This window comes from Peribacillus simplex (genome assembly GCF_900156045.1).
In the GTDB taxonomy this organism is placed as follows: domain Bacteria; phylum Bacillota; class Bacilli; order Bacillales; family DSM-1321; genus Peribacillus; species Peribacillus simplex_D.
On sequence record NZ_FTMX01000002.1, the window covers coordinates 647,085 to 661,420 of the forward strand.

14 protein-coding genes and 1 pseudogene are annotated in these 14,336 nt (G+C 41.0%); 6 read left to right on the plus strand and 9 right to left on the minus strand.

Going from position 1 to position 14,336, the window contains the following annotated elements; all coding sequences use genetic code 11:
* Window positions 1-40 precede the first annotated feature (40 nt).
* Window positions 41-1,372 (plus strand): hemolysin family protein, encoded by a 1,332-nt coding sequence (locus BW986_RS09720; RefSeq protein WP_076367401.1) that lies wholly within the window; start codon window positions 41-43, stop codon window positions 1,370-1,372.
* Window positions 1,373-1,428: 56 nt separating this feature from the next.
* On the opposite strand, the gene uptA is transcribed toward BW986_RS09720, so the two are convergent.
* The 4 genes from uptA to BW986_RS09735 all read right to left on the minus strand — a co-directional run bounded on the left by uptA (window position 1,429) and on the right by BW986_RS09735 (window position 3,857).
* Complete coding sequence (gene uptA / locus BW986_RS09725; RefSeq protein ID WP_076367984.1) at window positions 1,429-2,058, minus strand: undecaprenyl phosphate transporter UptA; 630 nt, start codon at window positions 2,056-2,058, stop codon at window positions 1,429-1,431.
* 162 nt (window positions 2,059-2,220) lie between these two features.
* Complete coding sequence (locus BW986_RS30120; protein WP_179086034.1) at window positions 2,221-2,385, minus strand: hypothetical protein; 165 nt, start codon at window positions 2,383-2,385, stop codon at window positions 2,221-2,223.
* 92 nt (window positions 2,386-2,477) lie between these two features.
* Entirely contained in the window at window positions 2,478-3,191 is a 714-nt protein-coding gene (locus BW986_RS09730) for a FixH family protein (RefSeq protein WP_076367403.1), read from the minus strand.
* Window positions 3,192-3,284: 93 nt separating this feature from the next.
* A complete protein-coding gene (locus BW986_RS09735; protein WP_311316538.1) occupies window positions 3,285-3,857 on the minus strand; it encodes a YitT family protein in 573 nt (190 codons plus the stop codon).
* A gap of 615 nt (window positions 3,858-4,472) precedes the next feature.
* Here BW986_RS09735 and BW986_RS09740 point away from each other — a divergent pair.
* Window positions 4,473-5,825 (plus strand): hemolysin family protein, encoded by a 1,353-nt coding sequence (locus BW986_RS09740; protein WP_076367405.1) that lies wholly within the window; start codon window positions 4,473-4,475, stop codon window positions 5,823-5,825.
* A gap of 339 nt (window positions 5,826-6,164) precedes the next feature.
* Here the strand turns inward: BW986_RS09740 and ytvI are convergent, their stop codons facing one another.
* Window positions 6,165-7,208 (minus strand): sporulation integral membrane protein YtvI, encoded by a 1,044-nt coding sequence (ytvI, locus tag BW986_RS09745; RefSeq protein ID WP_179086035.1) that lies wholly within the window; start codon window positions 7,206-7,208, stop codon window positions 6,165-6,167.
* Window positions 7,209-7,336: 128 nt separating this feature from the next.
* On the opposite strand from ytvI, the gene BW986_RS09750 reads away from it, so the two are divergent.
* Together BW986_RS09750 and BW986_RS09755 are read left to right on the plus strand one after the other, a co-directional pair.
* Window positions 7,337-7,540 carry a hypothetical protein gene (locus BW986_RS09750; RefSeq protein ID WP_081395583.1) on the plus strand — a complete coding sequence of 68 codons (204 nt, stop codon included), beginning with the start codon at window positions 7,337-7,339 and terminating at the stop codon, window positions 7,538-7,540.
* A gap of 355 nt (window positions 7,541-7,895) precedes the next feature.
* Window positions 7,896-8,315 (plus strand): MarR family winged helix-turn-helix transcriptional regulator, encoded by a 420-nt coding sequence (locus BW986_RS09755; protein WP_076367409.1) that lies wholly within the window; start codon window positions 7,896-7,898, stop codon window positions 8,313-8,315.
* Window positions 8,316-8,383: 68 nt separating this feature from the next.
* Here BW986_RS09755 and pdxR read toward each other — a convergent pair whose 3' ends face one another.
* Entirely contained in the window at window positions 8,384-9,775 is a 1,392-nt protein-coding gene (pdxR, locus tag BW986_RS09760; protein ID WP_076367411.1) for a MocR-like pyridoxine biosynthesis transcription factor PdxR, read from the minus strand.
* 103 nt (window positions 9,776-9,878) lie between these two features.
* On the opposite strand from pdxR, the gene BW986_RS09765 reads away from it, so the two are divergent.
* Window positions 9,879-10,457, plus strand: a complete 579-nt coding sequence (locus tag BW986_RS09765; protein ID WP_076367413.1) for a GNAT family N-acetyltransferase — start codon at window positions 9,879-9,881, stop codon at window positions 10,455-10,457.
* 263 nt (window positions 10,458-10,720) lie between these two features.
* Here BW986_RS09765 and BW986_RS09770 read toward each other — a convergent pair.
* Window positions 10,721-11,176 (minus strand): annotated as a pseudogene (locus tag BW986_RS09770) (GNAT family N-acetyltransferase).
* Window positions 11,177-11,193: 17 nt separating this feature from the next.
* The gene (locus tag BW986_RS09775) at window positions 11,194-12,210 is read right to left on the minus strand and encodes a nitronate monooxygenase (RefSeq protein ID WP_081395561.1); all 1,017 of its coding nucleotides are present in this window, start codon (window positions 12,208-12,210) and stop codon (window positions 11,194-11,196) included.
* Window positions 12,211-12,350: 140 nt separating this feature from the next.
* On the opposite strand from BW986_RS09775, the gene trhO reads away from it, so the two are divergent.
* On the plus strand, window positions 12,351-13,316 hold the full coding sequence (trhO, locus tag BW986_RS09780) for an oxygen-dependent tRNA uridine(34) hydroxylase TrhO (protein WP_076367415.1): 966 nt from the start codon (window positions 12,351-12,353) through the stop codon (window positions 13,314-13,316).
* 300 nt (window positions 13,317-13,616) lie between these two features.
* Here the strand turns inward: trhO and BW986_RS09785 are convergent, their stop codons facing one another.
* On the minus strand, window positions 13,617-14,249 hold the full coding sequence (locus BW986_RS09785) for a superoxide dismutase family protein (protein ID WP_076367417.1): 633 nt from the start codon (window positions 14,247-14,249) through the stop codon (window positions 13,617-13,619).
* Between the last annotated feature and the right edge of the window lie 87 nt (window positions 14,250-14,336).

The following is a 14,336-nucleotide window of genomic DNA, read 5'->3' on the forward strand; positions in this document are numbered from 1 at the left end:
CGTTCTCAACATATGGCGATTCAATTAAGTCCCACACTAATTGGACATATTAAGTTTTTTATTTGTCATTATTTTAATTGCTTTAACCGCCTTTTTTGTAGCTTCGGAATTTTCGATCATAAGGGTTCGCAGCTCTCGGATCGATCAATTGATTGAAGAGGGAAACAAAAAAGCCATTGCGGCAAAGAAGGTTACATCCGATCTTGATGAGTACCTATCCGCGACACAGCTTGGAATTACCGTAACTGCCCTTGGATTGGGGTGGCTAGGACAACCGACCGTCCTCAAATTGGTTGGGCCTTTATTCAATGCATTGAACATCCCTCAAGAAGTCACAAGCATTCTGACTTTCGTTATTTCATTTTCCCTGATTACGTTCCTGAATGTGGTTGTAGGTGAATTGGCTCCAAAGACGGTTGCTATCCAAAAGGCTGAGCAAGTGGCCTTGGCAATTGCCAGCCCGCTGATTTTTTTCCATAAAATAGCCTTTCCCTTCATTTGGGCATTGAATCATTCTTCCCGATTCGTTGTCGGATTATTTGGCTTTAAGCCAGCATCGGAAAGCGAAATAGCCCATACGGAAGAAGAATTACGTTTCATCCTGTCAGATAGCTATAAAAGCGGAGAAATTAACCAGTCGGAATTTAAATATGTAAATAACATCTTTGAGTTCGATGATCGGGTTGCCAAAGAAATCATGGTTCCAAGGACAGAAATCATGACCATATCCAAAGATGAAACGGTACAGGAATTCGTCGATGTGGCCAAATTGGAAAAATACACTCGATATCCTGTTGTCGAAGGTGATAAAGACCATGTCATCGGCTTAGTGAACTTAAAGGAAGTTTTCTCGGATCTGATTAAGAACCGGGAAATCCATATCAAAGCGATTGAAAATTACGCTCGTCCGATCATTCGGGTGATGGAAAATATACCAATTCACGATTTACTGTTAAAAATGCAAAAAGAACGCATTCATATGGCCATTTTGATGGATGAATACGGCGGAACTTCCGGACTTGTCACTGTCGAGGATATCCTCGAGGAAATCGTTGGGGAAATTCGTGATGAATTCGATATCGATGAAGTTGCCTCGATCAGGAAAATTAAAGAGGGACATTATATTTTAGACTCTAAACTTCTTGTAAAGGAAGTGAATGATCTACTTGGCATTCACTTAGAAGAAGATGATGTCGATACTATAGGCGGATGGGTCCTTACTGAAAATTATGATGTGAAGGTAGGGGACATCATGGAAAAAGACGGATTCTGCTTTAAAGTGATTGAAATGGAAGATCACGCCATTCGTTCTATTGAGGTCACAAAAAAGGTCGTACAGCTTCCTCTGGAAGAAGACCTTCCTCAAGGATAATGATTAAAAAACAGCCACGTAAATAGTGTTTTTACGTGGCTGTTTTTTCGATTTGTTCATTTATCGGGAAACCGTCCCATTTTTTTGACCGTTACGATTGGGGGAGTGCTCTTTTTTTTCCATAAAATATACAACATGATAAAGATAAAGGAAAAACCAGCAGCCGGAATTAGATAAGGTTTAGTTATTTCCCGGATTTGCTGCCAATTCTCGCCGAGGACCCTTCCTAAGGTCAGGAACAATATGGTCCAAGGAATGACAGCCGCAACCGTATAAAATATAAACTTCCATATGGACATCCTCGCAATTCCGGCAGGGATGGAAATGGCATGGCGAACCACTGGAATGAATCGAGCCGTAAAAATCACGCCTACGCCATACCTTTGAAACCACTCTTCAGCATTTACAATATGATTTTCTTTTATTAAAATATATTTTCCATACTTCAAGAGAAAGGGCCTTCCTCCATAATAACCTGCCCAATAGAGAAATAGTTGTGCCATCGTCCCGCCTGCCACACCTGCAAGAACAGCTCCCCAATAATTCATTTTCCCCAGGCCGACCACATAACCACCGTACCCTAGAACAAGCTCACTCGGGATGATTTCAACCATAAGCCCCAATAAAATCCCCATATATCCCATTTCCGCAAACCAATTCAATATCGTCATAATAAGCTGTGATATCATGCTATCGGACTCCCCTTACCGCTAATTTCAAATTGTTTGTCCTTCTATCCTATTTCAGCTCATAACGTTCTATTCGTTTTTCATATTCAGTTTCACTCTGTATCCCATTTAGGAATGCACAAAAAAAGACCAGCTGATATGTACTCCGGTCTCATTGCATCAATATTCTTTTAGCTCCCGTTTTTGGGAAAATTGAGAAAAAACAGCTGTGGTGAGCAAGGATGAATCATTTTGCGTAACATTAGTGAAAATCTCCTGGCGTGATTTCGTTTTTTCAATATGAATCCCGAGATCTTTATACTTGTTGATTATTTGATTGTTCATGCTTACCCTCCCTTTCTGCTGTACCGTTATCCTTTAACTTCCCATTTAACGAAAGGATAAACCCTGTTTAAACAATTCGCTCCAAAAAACAATCAATTGACTTGAATGGTTTGCAGTTGGTGTTCATGCACTTCGTCTTTTTCAACATGCACCTGAACCTTATAGGTTCCGGATTTTTCGAAAGATACCTTATTTAGATATGTTCCATTTCCATCTTCTTCAGCTTTGGTGAAATGGCTCTCTTCGCTGCCTTCCTTCCACACCTCGAAATTCACATCTGCATTTGTCAGTGGCTTCCCATTCAATTCAACGGTCGCTTCAAAGTTCGAACTGTCTCCTGCCTTTACAGGGTTACTTTGAAACTCGATGGATACATCCGTACTAGGATGAACCGATGCGCCTTCACTTTCATGTTCTGGAACGACAACTTCTTTTTCAGGCATTACATGAAGGCCTTTGTCCGTTACATGGGAGACTACAATATATTTGCCTTGTTCTTCAAAAGTATGCATCACCTGATACATGCCACTTCCAGTATTCTTTGCTTCAAGCATTTCCCGTTTATCCTGCCCTGACTTTCTCACTTCAAACATTACCTCATCTGCTTCATTCACCAATTGGCTTCCCTGTTTCACAGTCGTTTCAAGAATGACTTCTTTTCCAGGCTCCAATTTCCCTTTAATGACAATTGATGCATCCATCGATTCCGGAACAGCACTGTTCACTTCCTTATCCTCTGGCATTTCAGACTCTTGACACCCTGCCAGCATAACTAACAACGCAGTAAACATATAGAGTTTTTTCATATGAACTTTCCTTTACTATTTATTAGACTAAAAATCTGTCCTTTTCATATTGCCCATCCTTTCCTTTTTTCAGATTTTTATACATGATTCACATCAAATAGTTCGCATCACGGTGACTGAGGTCAGCATGGCTACCGCGATGATCGTTAAAAATGAATATAAAAAGATTGAAGTCCCCACAACACTCAATCCGCATAGAAGTACGCATCCATCAATGATAAAAATCAGCAAACCTACATTTAATCCGCTCTTCCTGGATAGGATCTGTGCCAGCATATCCGTTCCGCCTGTTGATGTCCCATACCGAAGCATTAAGCCGATTCCTAATCCAATCAAACCTCCCCCGATCATCGCACTTACATATATGGGAAGATTCCATCCGGTGACAGCGTCGGAAAAAATATCGATGCATAAAGAGGAAAAAAGCAGGCCATGCAAGCTGTTCAGGAATAATTTCTTTTCAAAGTACCAAGCATATATATATAATGGAATGCTGCTCAAAATCACACCCAGGCCTGTTGGAAGTCCTATATAGTAATGAAAAATCAGCCCAATCCCTATCATGCCACCATCCAATAAATGATAAGGTATCAGGAAAAAATTGATTCCCACGCCTACAAGCATGCTGCCGGCAATGATCGCTGCCATCCTTTCCATGATCTTCATGGCTGCCACCCCCTTTAATCTGCATTTAAAACTTGTCTTGGACTCTATAGAATATGTATGTACCATCGAAAAAATAATGAAACTGACCAATTTTTTATGAAACCGCCACTAGTTTTCTGAATATTCTATAATATTATACAATAAAGTAGAGAAAACAGTCAAAAACAGCTAATTATTAGCTCAAACTGATACTTTACAAGCAATTTACCGGATTTAAGGTGCCTGAAGCTATTTGACTGAATGATTAACTCTTTCTATAATGAAAGTATTTAAATTAATTAGATTGAGGTGATTTGATGGGGCATTAAAGGATGTTCGTTTTGACAGGCGGTCGCTGATTTGCGTAATGGATATGTGCATCCTATTGAAAAATGGCTGCACTCCTTCAGACAGAAATTCTTCTATTTCCCGTCTACGCATCGGCAATCGGCATATACTATTATTCTCTTCATCAATTAAAGAAATGGGAGTTCAAACGGCTGGACATCAATTACCACAGCCATTTTGAATAACTCCCGATAATATTCAGCACGGCAAAAAAAATATACTTGTATATTTTAAAAATGTAGGAGGTGTACTCCTTATTCGTCTCGAAGGCGAGTTAAGGGAGACTATTTGGACATAATAAACTTGGTTCTTATTGCCATTTTAATTGCTTTAACAGCATTTTTTGTAGCTACGGAGTTTGCGATTGTTAAAGTGAGAAGCACGAGGGTCGATCAATTAATTGAAGAAGGAAAGCCGAATGCTCTTTCAGCAAAGAAAGTCATCTCCAACCTGGATGAATACCTTTCGACATGTCAGCTCGGAATTACCATTACTGCTTTAGGGCTTGGATTCCTTGGGGAACCGACAGTTGAAAACATTTTGCGACCACTTTTAAATCAATTAAATCTTCCGGAGTCGGCTTCACATGTACTCTCTGTTGCAATTGCCTTTTCTTTCATTACGTTCATACATGTCGTTGTTGGGGAATTGGCACCGAAAACATTGGCGATTCAAAAAGCGGAGCAAGTAACATTATTGGTTTCGAAACCTTTAATTGCCTTTAACAAAGTCATGTATCCATTCATCTGGGTACTGAATGGCTCTGCAAGGACGCTTACAAGAATGCTAGGATTAAAAGCAGTTTCCGAACATGATTTGGCTCATACAGAAGAAGAGCTTCGTATCATTGTTTCCGAAAGCTACAAAAGTGGCGAAATTAACCAATCAGAGTTTAAATATGTGAATAAAATTTTTGAATTCGATGATCGGATTGCAAAAGAAATCATGGTACCACGTACAGAAATTGCAACGGTATCCAAAGATGATACGATCCAACAGTTTTTCACCGTCATGGCGGAAGAGAACTTTACACGATATCCTGTCATTGACGGAGATAAAGACCATGTTATCGGAATGGTCAATATAAAAGAGCTATTCACTGAAATGATAGACAGGAACAATCAGGCAGCATCAACGATCCAACGATATGTTCGTCCGATCATCCGTGTCATTGACAGTATTCCAATTCACGATTTACTTTTAAAAATGCAAAAGGAGCGCATCCACATGGCTATCCTCATGGATGAATACGGCGGTACGTCAGGTTTGGTGACCGTTGAAGATATCCTTGAAGAAATCGTGGGCGATATCCGCGATGAGTTCGACCTGGATGAAGTTCCGGATGTCCGCAAATTAAAAGAGGATCACTACATCATCGATGCCAAGGTATTAGTCAGTGAAGTGAATGATTTACTTGGATTGGATATCAATGATGAGGATATTGATACGATGGGCGGATGGATCCTTACCGAGAATTACGAGGCCAAACAAGGTGATATCCTGACTTATGGTCCCTATAACTTTAGGATAAAGGAAATGGAAGATCACCATATTCGTTATATTGAAATATACAAACAAGCAAAAGTCGTAAGCGAAGTAAAAGAATTCCCGATAATATCACAAACTGAAATCGTTTCATGATAATAACCCCCGTTCCTAATTGGAGCGGGGGTTATTTTTTTCCAGCTGGTACATGAAGTGAAATAAAAACATATTATATAAAACCTGCTTCATTTAGCATTGAATGATTACATGAAGTATAGTTCTACCTTTATTGTTTCATACTGTTAGAAAAGCGATACTTTTTGAAGGAGTGAGGAATCATGAAACTCATAACCATTTGCCAACACTGCAAAGGAAAAGGGAAAACCCGCTATCTGCAATTCTTTTCCCGGGACTGCAATCATTGCAACGGTCAAGGTAAGGCTGTAAAAGATATGTCAAATTTAAGAAATCAGGCAAAAAACATCTAATAATCTTTCATATTTTGAAGTTGGGTTTGATGACACCTGCCCTCTTTAACGTATCATAAACAATCAGTATCGAAGGTCCAAGGAAAAGCCCGATGAAACCAAGCATTTTAAACCCTAAATAAAGGCTGACCAGCGATGCCAATGGGCTCAATCCCATATTTGCTGAATAGATTTTCGGTTCGATGGTCCTTCTTATGATGGTAATGACCAGGAATAGGATGATGAGGCCAACACCTAGATGATGGTTTCCTTGAGCCCAAACAATTACTGCCCAAGGAACCAGTACAGATCCCGTCCCCAAAATAGGAAGAATGTCCACGACTACTATTAACAGTGCCAATGGAATCGTATACTTCACATTTAATAACCATAGTCCTCCATAAGCCATGATGAACGTTATTAAACTCAAAAGGATTTGTGCCTTGATGAAGCCTACGGCTGCCATACTTAAATCTTGATAAACTAGCGAAATCTTTTGATAGGTGGATGTCTTTAAATAAAGGACCGCCTTTTTTCTTAACTTAGGCAATTCAAGACTAAATAAGAATAAAGCGATTAAATAAATTAAAAAATCAATGAAAAATCCGGGAATGAGTGTAACGAACTGAACCATATCCTGAACAAAGCCCTCTGTGAACCCCTCTAATGCCCTGACTCCCTTTTCCATCGTTTGTTCTATGGACTGTATGAGATTTGGCGGCAACGTTTGGGAATACCGTTCCCATTGCCTAATGACTGGCAATATAGCCGTCAAATATACTTCACGTACGAAACCAGGAAATTCTTCTGAATAGATAATGACCTTCTTGATTAATACCGAAAAGGAAAAATAAGTGATGCTCATAAGCCCGCCTACATATAGAGCAAATGAAATCAATACTGCCCAAAACCGATGCAGCTTTGCCGTTCCACCAATCATGCGTACCAATCCATCCAAAAGAATGGCGGTGAGCAACGCTAAAATCAAAGCCCATGAATAGGGAATGACGATTAATATGCATAAAAGGAGAATACCTCTCCAAAACCAACGGAAAAAGACGGCGACATTCACTGAACAAACCCTCCTTGCACTTTCCTGTTCTCCTTATATTTATGAAATGGGGTCACATATATTTCGCTTATACGTTTTATTTTCTCAATAAGGGGAAAAAGAGATATAAAGAGATGGAGGGATTGACATTGGATAATAAAGATAAAGAAAAGTATATTGAGGAGCGTAATGATAAATCCAAGGCATTCAAGAAAGATCAGGAAAAACAGCTGGAACGTGATCAAGTGGTCATGCCCATTGATGATTTACCAATTGATGAAATTAAATATGAACGACAAGAAGAACGAAATAAAAAAGAAACAAAACACCGCTCCACCAGTGAGAGGGCTTAACCAAAAACCAGCCAATTTAGAGGCTGGTTTTTGGTTGCAAGATATAATTGCATTCAGCTTCAAAGTGATGTGTCGTATTGACTTTTACCAATTCTCGGCGGCACTTTGATACTTGCTCATGGAACTTTTAAAGGAAAAAATATATTTTTGCCATCATATTAAGGTCCCTTTTGTTCTTTTTTTGAAAATTCAGTACAATCCAATTCTCCCATAATTCATTCGCATCGCCGGAATTCCCTCCAATCCTGCTTCACTTCCAAAAATAAACATTGACTGAAAAAAATGATTCTTTACAATAGACTTTTAAGAATTAAAGAATATAATGGACTGGTCGACCATTATAAAGGAGAATCATATGACGAACCCTACTCAATTATTTCATCAATATTTACAAGTATCGAGATCATTAGTCAGCAAAATGAATGAACAAATTACAGCCCTTGAAATTTACCATAATCAGTGGACGATCCTGAATTATTTAAAGAACTGTGGATATTCCACAATCCCCGATATTTGCAGTTACTTGGATGTTGATAGTGTTATCATCACACGTTCGGTCAACAGCATGGAACAGAATAATATGATTAAACAAGTTCCTGGAAAAGATGAACAGGAAAAACGAATCGAACTGACGCCCCGGGGAAAAGAGGTACATACAAAATGTCTTAAGATTGCAGAAAAAATCGAAGGAAAAGCCCTGGAAGGCATTACTGAGGAAGAACAGGAAATATTTTTCCAGACGGTCCTTAAAATCCTCAATAATATAAGAAACTAAAATGGGTACCTTATATCATTGTTGAATAAGTGTGAATCAAGGCCTTTTCCTTATTTTTTCGCATCAAGCTATAGCCATGCCATTTTTAAAAGTCGGATTCCTGCTTTGATTTCCTTTTCGGTTAAGCCACCGTACCCAATCAAAACAGTCGGATCTTTCACATTCTTAGAATGATAAACCGAAGTCGGGTGGACTTTAACCCCGACACTGGCAGCCTTATGAATGAGCTCTGCCTCACTGCTGCCGTTTTTTACTTTTAAAAGAACGTGCAATCCTGACTTTTCACCGATTACGGCTACACGATCATGGAAGCTCTCTTCGATTGCATTAAGCAGCACCTTATTTTTTTTACGATAAATCGTTCGCATTTTATTCAGATGGCGTTCCCAATGTCCATTTTTCATAAAAAGACAGAGCGTTTCCTGAATCAGTCTGGAGACGGTCTGTTTATATCCAATTAACTTCTCTTGATAGCGGCAAGCCAGTTCCATAGGTAACACCATGAATCCTACCCTGATTGATGGGATGAGCGACTTTGAAAACGTGCCTAGGTAGATGACCTTTCCCTTTGTGTCCAACCCCTGCAGGGACGGAATCGGTTTGCCTGAATGTCGGAATTCCCCGTCATAATCATCTTCGATGATATAACCCTTTTTTTCCACTGCCCAATTCAGCAATTCCACCCTTCTGGTTATCGGCATGATCATACCGGAAGGAAATTGATGGGAAGGAGTGACATAGGCAACATTCGCGGCACTCTCTTTCAGGGAGTCCACACTCATTCCACTTTCATCCAAGGGTATGTATGCCATATCCGCTCCCTCCAACCTCAGTACCTCCCTTACTCGATGAAAGCCAGGGTCTTCCAATCCGAACACTCGCTCATTTCCAAGAAGTAACCGCAATAGATGGATGAAATACTGGGTACCTGCCCCAATGATGATTTGATCAGCCCCGCAGCGAACTCCTCTCGATTGGAATAGATAGGATGAGATTTCAAACCGGAGCCCCCATTCCCCTTGAGGATCACCGCTCATGAACATTTCCCTTTCCTGTAGATACAATGTATTGTTCAAGCATTTTTTCCATACGGCATGCGGGAAAGAATCCACGTCCACGTGTCCATGATTGAAATCTATCTCATTTCTTTCATTCGGAGGGCACATAATCCCTTCTGTTACAGGCATAGGCTCATTCAAAGGTGAGATTGGTTCTAAATCGGCTACGTAATACCCTTTCCTTAATTGACTTTCCACATATCCTTCTGCCATCAACTGCTGATAAGCCGTATCCACTGTATTCAGGCCTATCCCTAAATGCACAGCTAGTTTTCGTTTAGAAGGCAGTTTCATTCCGGCCTTTATTTGTCCATTCTGGATTTCCTTTATAAAGAATTTATACAATTGGACATATAAAGCTTCTTTATTCGTTTTATCTAAGTTTAGAGTGATTTCAAACATTTGGTCCTCCTTCAAACTGGTTCCATAAATTATATCAGCTTTGGTCCTTATTGCAGGACCAGAATATTTTTATAATGAAGATATCAATCAAGAGGAGGATAATATGGAACATATCGAATTGTTCGGGAAACACGTGATACTCACCCCGATGATGGATCATCATATCGAACCGCTTTACGCCGCTTCCCTGCCAGCTGAAATATGGGAATGGAGCGCAACAAAAATTTTGTCATATGAAGAGGCGATTTCCTATGTAAAGGATGGCATTCGAGCAAGGGAACAGGAACTTCATCATCCATTTGTCGTTATCGATCAGACTGATGATTCGATAGTTGGCAGCACGAGCTTAAGAAACATTCAATTTCATAATCAATCCCTGGAAATCGGTGCGACTTGGTATCATCCCGACAAATGGCGGACAGCCATTAACACAGAATGTAAGTACCTGCTATTGCAGCATGCTTTTGAAAAGTGGAAAATGAAACGGGTTGAATTCAGGACGGACGAATGCAACAAAAGATCGCGGGCAGCAATAACCAGGCTCGGCGCCCTGGAAGAAGGCATTTTGAGAATGGAGAAAAAACTGCAAGATGGAAGGATAAGGAACACGGTGGTCTACAGTATTCTCGAGCATGAATGGCCCAATGTGAAAAGGAATTTGGAAGCCTTTTTGAAAAGGTGAAGATATGAAAAAGAGTGCCGTTGTTTTGCACTCTTTTTCTCTTGCTGCTATCTTTCCTGTGAGTCTTTATTAATATCCGATAAGAAATCCTTTTGCCTTTTCGTTGATCGAATGAATATAAAACGCCAATCGCAAATAAAAACGGCATTAAAAAAGCAAAAAGAAGATAAATCATATCTCCAATGAACAAGTTCATTCCCCCTAGACCATGCGACGCGCACTTTTGTCTGTAAACTTTTCCTCCAAACTTGGATGATCATTGCTTAGTCTAAACTTTGTGACAAGCGAATCATATCCTGGCATTGAATTCCATTTTCATAAATGGCCTCGGAATAGTTTCTATTAAAAAAATCCCGATCGACCCCAGTGATTCTAAAACCTCATTTTTGGTAAAGGGCAAGCTGCCCTATCCCCGAATTTCCGGTGCCGATTTCAATCGTTTTATATCCCTGTTCCCTTGCATGGCCTATGGCGTGTTCAATCAATTGCCTGCCGATTCCTCTTCCATGGTGCCGTTCATCCACAGCGATGTTCATTATCTCTATCAATTTTGGAGCTTTTTGCAGTAAAACATAAACACCGATCATCCGCTCATCAGACACGGCAACAAAGCATGTTCCGCTTCCCAAGTATTCCTCGACCAATTCCCTTGAAGGGTCCGCCAAAAGCAATAAATGCATCGGCGGTGGCTCATCCATGAATAGTTCCCTTATCTCCATCTCCATCCACCCCCTTCTCATTTTAGTTCTTCTGCAAGAAGTTCAACCAATTCCGATGCGGGAAGTTCCCTGCTCAACCTATACCCTTGTCCTGCCCACAAAGCCATCAATTCAGGATTGTTTTTTTGTCCAGCCGCTTTTCGCATTTGCTTTGTCATGTGATGGACATGAGGATAGGCGACTGGTGCAACGGCATCATATTCGGTTATAAAGTGATTCACCAACCCTCGTGCCCTCCTGCCGCTGAAGGCTCGGGTAATAGATGTCTGGGTAAACCGGGGATTTCCCAGAGCTTCCTTATGGGCGGGGCTTGCCCCGCTTTCGGGACAGCGAAGGAAAGCTGTGCCCAATTGTGCCGCTGTTGCTCCCGCTTCGAGCACGGCCGCGATATCCTTTCCATGCATCAATCCCCCCGCCGCAATGATCGGCAAGTTCAGCTCACCTTGTATCAAGCGTATCAAAACTAATAGACCGTAATCATCTTCTGTGCGGTTTTCAAAGCTGCCCCGGTGACCACCTGCTTCAAGCCCCTGAACACATAGCGCATCCGCACCTGCTTCTGCCGCCCTTTCTGCTTCCTGTAGGTTGGTTACTGTCACGGCTATAAGGGAACCGACATCTTGGAGCTCCCTTATTACATCTTCCGTTGGACATCCAAACGTAAAACTGACAACAGCGACCCCAGCCTCCTTCAATACCATTATTTTATTTTCCCAATCATCGTCATCACTATCGGCTTTTCCAATCTCAGCCCCAACGCTCTCGGCCTCTTTTTTGATCTTTTCACGATAGGCAGATAATATATTTTCATCCACCGACTCGTTGCCTGGCACAAATACATTCACGCCAAAAGGGTGCTCAGTCAACTGACGGGTCTGCCCTATCTCGCCCCTCATCTCTTCTGCAGTCTTATAGCCAGCTGCGAGAAAGCCCAATCCTCCTGCATTGGATACTGAAGCCGCAAGCTTCGGGGTGGAAGCTCCTCCTGCCATCGGTGCTTGAATGATTGGATATCTCATTAACTCTTTCAACATTCCATACAACTCCTTTTGATTTTTCTTCATGCCCTTATCATTTTTACGTTTTCTTGGTATAATGATTATCTGTAAGAGAAAAGTGTCTAAATGATCACCCTTTATATCTTGCAAATATAAAACATAGGTGGTAAATAAAAATGGAAACAAAACCATATAGAGTATTACTTTATTATTTGTATGTACCCATCGAGAATCACGAAGAATTTGCAGCCGAGCATCTTGCGGCATGTAAAGCACTTGAATTGAAAGGCCGTATCTTGGTGGCAGCAGAAGGTATCAACGGAACAGTTTCTGGTACGATCGAACAAACCAACAAATATATGGACATGATGAAAAGCGATCCCCGCTTTGCCGATATCGTGTTTAAAATAGATGAAGCTGACGGCCATGCTTTCAAAAAAATGCATGTTCGTCCACGAAATGAACTTGTAACGCTTCGTTTGGAAGAAGACATCAACCCGAACCGGACGACAGGCAAATACTTGAGCCCGAAGGAGTTCTTCGAGCAAATGCAAGATGAAAATACCATCGTTCTTGATGCCAGAAATGACTATGAATTTGATTTGGGACATTTCAGGGGTGCAATCAAGCCAGAGATCACGAATTTCCGTGAACTTCCGGATTGGGTCAGCGAAAATAGAGAAATGTTCGAAGGCAAAAAAATCCTGACGTATTGCACCGGCGGTATCCGCTGTGAGAAATTCTCCGGCTGGCTTGTCGAAGAAGGCTTTGAAGATGTAAGCCAACTGCATGGCGGCATCGCAACATATGGAAAGGATCCCGAAGTCCAAGGTGAGCTTTGGGATGGCCAAATGTATGTATTTGATGAAAGGATTGCCGTACCTATCAATCAAAAGGAACATGTCATTGTCGGTCGCGATATTTATTCCGGCGAACCTTGTGAACGCTATGTTAATTGTGCTAACCCTGAATGCAACAAGAAAATCCTTTGCAGTGAAGAGAACGAGCACAAACATATGCGCAGCTGTACTCACGAATGCCGAGTGCATCCGCGTAACCGCTATGTAGTCGAGCATAATCTTTCTGAAGTAGAAGTGGCTGAGAGATTACTGCTAATCGAAGAAACCATTACCGCAAAATGATAAGCAAACCCGAATCAGTGGACATGATCCCTATTCGGGTTTTTTTATCCACTTAAACCAAATCTTATTTTCCTATATTAAACCTATGCCTTGGACTACATCCCACTGCAAGAATTAACTATGATCCTTTAATGTCATCTGCTTCTAATCCAATATTACTTACTCTCTTACTTCTATATCACAATAGAAAAAACCTTCTTAATACGTAAAAAGAATTCAGCCTTAAGATTTTAGCTGTCAGCGGTTTTACCTTCCATGAAAAAGAGCGATTCCTCTTTAGGGGAATCGCTCTTTTTCATGTTATTTTTCCTCTGCACTTACAACAACCCCGCAGGCTTGCCTATCGCCTGCATCACCGGTTTTCAAGGTATCTACATCCGGTCCTTTTTCTCCATTGGCTTCATAACGGTCAGGAATATTGGCAAAGTTGTCTGGATTCGCATGAACGATTACAGCCAACTCTTCTTTCTTCAGCTGGTCTATCGTCATGTTATCCAATGTCGCCGTATATTTGGCTGTCCCATCCTCTTTTACATATAAAGGGGGCATATCCCCTGCATGTTTAGAGTGCGTTTCATCAGTTGGATTAAAGTGTCCTCCCGCTGTAGTGAAAGGTCCTTCCTTAGCATCCGGCTCACATACTGCGTTTTCGTGGACATGGAATCCATGATAGCCTGGCTCAAGGCCTTCCAAAGCGGTCTCGATCACTACAGTATTCTCTTCGGCGGTAAAGTTAACCGTCCCAAGTGTTTTACCTTCTACATCTTTAACTTCCGCTTTCACCTGCGGATCAACCCCTGTTTCTGTTCCTTGTCCCACTGTAGTCATGTCCTCGGCATCATTGTCGGACTGATTTGAATCATCCGCGGAATTACATCCATACAGTAAAAGGGCAGCACACATAGGCAGCACAAGTTTTTGTTTATAGTTCATATAAACTCCCTCACTCTCTTATATGTATCTTCCTCTTATTACTTTCCACCATTATGGAAGAATAAACAGAAATCGGAATAAATAGGA

Bases quoted from the DNA above. Each gene is read 5' to 3' on its own strand.
- BW986_RS09735 (WP_311316538.1), bottom strand. From the start codon at position 3,857: ATGAAGATCATGGAAAGGATGGCAGCGATCATTGCCGGCAGCATGCTT.
- BW986_RS09755 (WP_076367409.1), top strand. From the start codon at position 7,896: ATGACGAACCCTACTCAATTATTTCATCAATATTTACAAGTATCGAGA.
- pdxR (WP_076367411.1), bottom strand. From the start codon at position 9,775: ATGTTTGAAATCACTCTAAACTTAGATAAAACGAATAAAGAAGCTTTA.
- BW986_RS09775 (WP_081395561.1), bottom strand. From the start codon at position 12,210: ATGTTGAAAGAGTTAATGAGATATCCAATCATTCAAGCACCGATGGCA.
- trhO (WP_076367415.1), top strand. From the start codon at position 12,351: ATGGAAACAAAACCATATAGAGTATTACTTTATTATTTGTATGTACCC.
- BW986_RS09730 (WP_076367403.1), bottom strand. From the start codon at position 3,191: ATGAAAAAACTCTATATGTTTACTGCGTTGTTAGTTATGCTGGCAGGG.
- BW986_RS09785 (WP_076367417.1), bottom strand. From the start codon at position 14,249: ATGAACTATAAACAAAAACTTGTGCTGCCTATGTGTGCTGCCCTTTTA.
- BW986_RS30120 (WP_179086034.1), bottom strand. From the start codon at position 2,385: ATGAACAATCAAATAATCAACAAGTATAAAGATCTCGGGATTCATATT.
- BW986_RS09765 (WP_076367413.1), top strand. From the start codon at position 9,879: ATGGAACATATCGAATTGTTCGGGAAACACGTGATACTCACCCCGATG.